1 protein-coding gene and 1 pseudogene are annotated in these 708 nt (G+C 73.2%); both read right to left on the reverse strand.

Annotated elements, in window-relative coordinates; genetic code table 11:
• The coding region (locus tag ABTU92_RS28990) for a hypothetical protein (protein WP_408095024.1) at window positions 1-416 on the reverse strand (416 nt) is incomplete at its 3' end.
• A gap of 82 nt (window positions 417-498) precedes the next feature.
• Window positions 499-708: pseudogene (locus tag ABTU92_RS28995) on the reverse strand (enoyl-CoA hydratase); the annotation flags it as partial.

Below are 708 nucleotides of genomic sequence, written 5' to 3' on the forward strand. Positions count from 1 at the left end.
CGCTCGGCGAGCAGGAAGCCGTTGTCGCCGTGCGGCGGTGCGACCAGCGTGGAGACGGCGAGCGGCGCGGCGAGCGGCGCCGTGTTGCGCAGCGTCCGCTCGACCACGACCAGGGTGTAGTCGCGCGCGTCGAGCGGCAGCACGCCGGGGCCGAAGGCCCAGGCGCAGATGCGGTCGCCGACCCGCCCCAGGCTGCGCAGCTGCCCTTGCAGCCGGACACCGTGGTCGTAGCCGAACCGCTCCATGGTGCGCGAGAACAGGCGATCGGTGCTCACCCCGATCGCGGCCAGATCCGGCACGCCCGAACCCGGCATGAACGCGCCCGGCCCGCCCATGCCAGGCACGTCCGGCGAACGCTCGTCGTCCGACGCTCGCCGCATCGCGGCGCGCCCGGCCTGCTTGGTGACGCGGTCCACGGACCTGTTCCTTCCGGTTACGAGACACTCGCCTGCGCTGTGACGACCGGCCGTCGATCTACGGCCGGCCGGCGGGTGCGGTTCACTCCGCCGCCTTGGCGAATCCGGGAACCGAGCAGGCGGACCGTCCGGTCCGGCACCAATGGATGTAGAGCTGGGCGAGCGCGCAGGAGACCAGGCGGGCGCGGTCGTTGTCGGCCCGGCTGGTCAGGATGATCGGCACCCGCGCCCCGACGACCAGGCCGGCCGACTCGGCCCGCCCGATGAAGGTCAGCTCCTTGGCCAGCATGTT

The organism is Rhodoplanes sp. SY1 (genome assembly GCF_046000175.1).
Taxonomy (GTDB): Bacteria; Pseudomonadota; Alphaproteobacteria; order Rhizobiales; family Xanthobacteraceae; genus Rhodoplanes.